Genomic DNA, 4,652 nt, shown 5'->3' with positions numbered 1-4,652 from the left:
GCCTGCATGAGCGCGCCGCCGCGCGGATGCGGACGATGATCATCCGCGGCGAGCTGCCGCCGGGATCGCGGACCCAGGAGACCAGGCTTTCGAAAGAACTCGGCGTCTCGCGCACCCCCTTGCGCGAGGCGATGAAGGTGCTGGCGGCGGAAGGGTTGATCGAGCTGCGCCCCAATCGCAGCCCCCGCATCGCCGACATCGCCGTCGACGGCATCTCGGAACTTTTCGAGGCGCTGGCCGGGATCGAGCGGCTGGCCGCAGAGCTTGCCGCGGAGCGCGCCACCGAGCGCGATCTCGCCCGCCTGCGCACGCTTCAGACCCGCATGGAGGGTCATCACCGCAACGGCAAGCTCGACGATTACTTCGCCATCAACGGCGAGATCCACAACACCATCGTCCGCATGGCGCGCAACACGCCGCTGCGCGAGGCGCACGAGACGTTGATCTCCCGCGCCGAACGCGCGCGCTACCTCGCGCTCGGCGCTAACAGCCGCTGGAGCAATTCGGTCGACGAGCACGCCGACATCCTGGCAGCGCTCGAGGCGCACGACAGCGAAGCGGCCGGCCGCCTGCTCGGCGCCCATGTCCGGCGCACCGGCACCGCCCTGCTCGAAGTGATCGCCACCTCTCAAACCAAGCAGACGGCGGCGTGACCATGAAGCTGCTGCTGCTCAACCCGAACACCAGCACCGAAGTCACGCAGCTGATGATGCGGGTCGGGCAGCGCRCGGTTTCGCCCGGCACGGAGCTGATCCCCTGCACCGCGACCCGCGGCGTGCCCTATATCGCGACGCGGACCGAGGCGCAGATCGGCGGCGCCATCGCGCTGGAGCTGCTGGCCGAACAGCACAACAAGGTCGATGCCGCGATCATCGCCGCCTTCGGCGATCCCGGCCTGTTCGCCGCGCGCGAGACCTTCGACATTCCCGTGGTCGGCATGGCGGAAGCGGCAATGCTGACCGCCTGCATGGCCGGCCGCCGCTTCGGCATCATGACCTTCGCCCAGGCATTGGGGCCCTGGTACGAAGAGTGCGTCCGCGCCCACGGGCTGTGGGATCGCTGCGCCGGCATCCGCATGCTCGACACGCCGTTCCAGGCGATCTCCGAGGTCGGCACCGAGAAGGAGGATGTGCTGGTCGATCTCGCACAGCGCGCCATTGTCGAGGACGAGGCCGACGTGCTGATCTTCGCCGGCGCGCCGCTTTCGGGTCTTGCCGAACGCGTCGCCGACCGGATCCCCGTCCCTGTGGTCGATCAGATCATTGCCGCCGTGAAGCAGGCCGAGGCGCTGGTGGCGCTGCGCCTGCGCAAGGCGACGGTGGGCACGTTCCGCCGGCCCGCCGCCAAGCCGACCATCGGTCTTGCCGACGCGCTCGCCGCCCGGCTCGAGCATCGCGACAGCTGATCAGAGGGGCGGCCGGCGATGCGAAAAACCCAATTCGTTCTCGATGATGCGGCCGAAGGCAAACAAGCGGGATTCGCATCCCGGCGGCGCGATGATCTGGATGCCGAACGGCAGCTCGTCCACTCCCCGGGGTGCCGGCAAGGTCAGGACCGGAAAGCCGACCAGCGACACGATGAAGGTGACGGCGAGATAGTCGATCGGCGTCTCCAGCGGAGCGACGTCGATTGCGGTGACGTCGCTGATCTCGTTCGGCCAGGGCAAGACCGATGCCGCCGGCGCGACCATGAAGTCCGCGCGCGTGAACAGCTCGCGAAAGCTGCGATAGATCGCCGTGCGGCGGCGCTCGGCGTTGAGATAATCTTCGGCGGAGAGTTTTGTGCCCGCCTCGATGTTCCAGATCACAGTGGGCGTGAGCTCGGCGCGGCGCGTCTTCAAAAGGTCGCCGTAGCTATTGGCAATGTGAGCGGCGCGCAGCGTCCGGAACGTCTCGATCGCGCCGCCGCAATCGGGCGACGACGGCACGAGATCGACAACGCGCGCAAGCGCCTCGCAGGCGGAGGCAAAGCGGGCTCGAACGTCGCGCGCAACCGGCGCGACGCCGAAATCGGGCGTGACGGCGATCCGGGGCCGTCCTGCGATCGCTCGATCGTCACTGACAATTCCGGCCGAGAGCGGATCGTGCGCGTCGCTTCCCCCGCATACCGACAGCGCAAGTTCGAGGTCGTCAACGCTGCGAGCGAGGAAGCCGTGGGTGGCGAGCATGTCCCAGCCGAGCGGACGGCGCGGCGCCGGAACGCGGCCGGGCGTCGGCCGGATCGAGGCGACGCCGCAGAAGCTGGCGGGCGTCCGCACGGAGCCGCCGAAATCGGTGCCATGCGCCAGCGGCACCATGCCGGCCGCGACCGCAACGGCAGAGCCGCCGGACGATCCGCCGGAGGTCAGCGCGGGATCGAAGGGATTGCGCGTCGGCCCGCGCAACCGGTTGGTGCAGACCGCACCGAAGCCGAATTCCGGCGTGTTGGTCTTTCCCAGAATGATCGCACCGGCGCGCCGCAGCCGCGCGACCACGAGATCGTCCCTCGCCGGGACGTGATCGCGGAACAGAGCCGATCCGTAAGTTGTCGTGAGCCCGCCGGTGTCGGTGAGGTCCTTGATCCCTATCGGCACGCCATGCAGGGGTCCGATCGGCGCGGGCGCGGCATCGCAGATTTCCGCCGCACGTCGGGTGCCCTCCGCATCGACCGTGACGAACGCCGCCAATTGGGTATCGAGGTCCGCAATCCGTGCGAGGTGCGCCTCGACGGCGTCACGCGAGGACAGTTCGCCCCTGGCGATGGCGCGCGCAAGCTCCGTGGCCGTGAGGTCGCAAACCGATGTCATCGGGCCACCATGCCAAAACGCGCACCGAAAGGCGAGCGCTTCGGGCACGAGACTTGCTTTCTCCTCTGGACCAACGGGAGGCAACACCATGGCTGATGCGCCAAGCGGACGTTCGCTCGTCGTCGACGCCGTCACGCACCGCTATCCGAGCGGCGCACTCGCGGTCGAGAACATCAACCTCGACATCAAGGGCGGCGAGATCATCGCCCTGCTCGGCCCGTCAGGCTGCGGCAAGACCACCCTGCTGCGGATCATCGCCGGCTTCATCGCGCAGACGCAAGGGCGGATCATCATCGGCGACGACATCGTCGATACGCTGCCGCCGAACCGCCGCGCGGTCGGTATCGTGTTCCAGAACTATGCGCTGTTTCCGCACCTGTCGATCAGCGAGAACGTCGCTTACGGGCTCGCCGCGCGCGGCATCGACAAGGCGACGCGCCAGCGCGAGGCGCAGCGCCTGCTGGAGCTGGTGCAACTGCCTGCAATGGCCGAGCGGCTGCCGCGGCAACTCTCCGGCGGTCAGCAGCAGCGCGTGGCGCTGGCCCGCGCGCTCGCGATCAAGCCGTCGATCCTGCTGCTCGACGAGCCCTTTGCCGCGCTCGACAAGAATTTGCGGCTCGACATGCAGATCGAGGTCAAGCGGCTGCAACGCGTCTCCGGCATCACCACGCTGATCGTGACGCACGACCAGGAAGAGGCGCTGTCGATGGCCGACCGCGTCGCCGTGCTGAGCCATGGCAAGCTCGAGCAATTCGGATCACCGTCCGACGTCTACGACCGTCCGCAGACGCTGTTCGTCAACACCTTCGTCGGCTCCACCAACCGCATGCCCGGCGTCGTGGTCTCAGCGGACCGCACCGCCGCCAAGGTGCGTCTCGATGCCGGCGCGGAGATCATCGCACGGCCCGCGGGCGGCGCACTCGCTGAAGGTGGCCGCGTCACCGTGTGCATCCGGCCCGAGCACCTGCAGTTCGTCGGCGACGAAGCCGGCTTTGCCGGCGTGGTCGGCATGTCGCTGCCGCTGGGCGCCACCGTCGTGCACGAGGTCACGACTGCGGACGGCTCCGGCGTCAAGGTCTCGCAGGCGCGCATCGGCGAGACGCGCGCGCTAGAGAACGGCGCCGCGGTGCGCCTCGCACCGCTCGCCCCGTCGCTCGCCAACGCCTTTCCCGCAACGCTTTAAATCCAGTCCTTGTCCAGAGGGAGTTCCACATGATCATGAACCGCCGAAGCCTGATGACGACCGCACTCACACTCGGCGCCATGAAGGCGTTTCCCGGCCTGAGCTTCGCCCAGGCCCGCCCGCTGGTGTTTGCGACCTTCACCGGAAGCTGGGAGGAAGCGCACAAGGCCGTGCTGGTGCCGGCCTTCCGCAAAGCCAACGCGGACGCCGCGATGGTGCTCGATCCCATGCTCTCGGTCGACCAGATCGCGAAGGTCAATGCCGCCAAGGCCAATCCGCCGATCGACGTCATGCTGCACGATCCCGGCCCCGCCCTCGTCGCGATCGGCCAGGATCTTGTCGAGCCCTATCCGGTCGAGAAGAGCGCCTCTTACAAGGACCTGATCGCCGAGGCGCAGGAGCCGATGGGCCCCGCCCCGTTCTTCCAGGTCGTCGGCCTCACCTACAATCCGGAAGCCGTCAAGACGCCGCCGACCTCCTGGGCCGACCTCTGGAAGCCGGAATTCAAGGGCCGCGTCGGCATCACCAACCTCAACTCGACGCTCGGCACCGGATGGCTGGTCGAGATCGCCAAGATGCGTGGCGGCTCGGAGGCCAATGTCGATCCCGGCTTCAAGGCGCTGGAAGAGCTGAAGCCCAATCTCGCGGCCGTGGCCGCCAATCCCGGCGCGCTCGCCACCCTGT

At 68.2% G+C, this 4,652-nt stretch carries 5 protein-coding genes; 4 read left to right on the top strand and 1 reads right to left on the bottom strand.

Translation table 11 applies throughout. The features are described 5' to 3' along the window. Positions 1-2 precede the first annotated feature (2 nt). Both AC1D00_RS27800 and AC1D00_RS27795 read left to right on the top strand, forming a co-directional pair. Positions 3-653, top strand: a complete 651-nt coding sequence (locus AC1D00_RS27800; protein ID WP_477012852.1) for a GntR family transcriptional regulator — start codon at positions 3-5, stop codon at positions 651-653. Between the two features lie 2 nt (positions 654-655). Next, complete coding sequence (locus AC1D00_RS27795; RefSeq protein WP_477012853.1) at positions 656-1,405, top strand: aspartate/glutamate racemase family protein; 750 nt, start codon at positions 656-658, stop codon at positions 1,403-1,405. Here the strand turns inward: AC1D00_RS27795 and AC1D00_RS27790 are convergent, their stop codons facing one another. Further along, positions 1,406-2,785 carry an amidase gene (locus tag AC1D00_RS27790; protein ID WP_477012851.1) on the bottom strand — a complete coding sequence of 460 codons (1,380 nt, stop codon included), beginning with the start codon at positions 2,783-2,785 and terminating at the stop codon, positions 1,406-1,408. Positions 2,786-2,873: 88 nt separating this feature from the next. Between AC1D00_RS27790 and AC1D00_RS27785 the strand changes: the two genes are divergently transcribed. Both AC1D00_RS27785 and AC1D00_RS27780 read left to right on the top strand, forming a co-directional pair. Beyond that, complete coding sequence (locus tag AC1D00_RS27785; RefSeq protein ID WP_404554557.1) at positions 2,874-3,968, top strand: ABC transporter ATP-binding protein; 1,095 nt, start codon at positions 2,874-2,876, stop codon at positions 3,966-3,968. Positions 3,969-3,997: 29 nt separating this feature from the next. After that, positions 3,998-4,652: ABC transporter substrate-binding protein (locus AC1D00_RS27780; RefSeq protein WP_477012850.1), on the top strand; the 655-nt coding region annotated here is incomplete at its 3' end.

The sequence above is a fragment of the Bradyrhizobium sp. P2_E8 genome, from assembly GCF_056403875.1.
The sequence above is the reverse complement of the archived record's forward strand: the minus strand, read 5'-3'. Positions and strand labels throughout refer to the sequence as shown.

Excerpts from the sequence above, each read along its gene's own strand:
- AC1D00_RS27790 (WP_477012851.1), bottom strand. The coding sequence starts at position 2,785 with ATGACATCGGTTTGCGACCTCACGGCCACGGAGCTTGCGCGCGCCATC.
- AC1D00_RS27785 (WP_404554557.1), top strand. The coding sequence starts at position 2,874 with ATGGCTGATGCGCCAAGCGGACGTTCGCTCGTCGTCGACGCCGTCACG.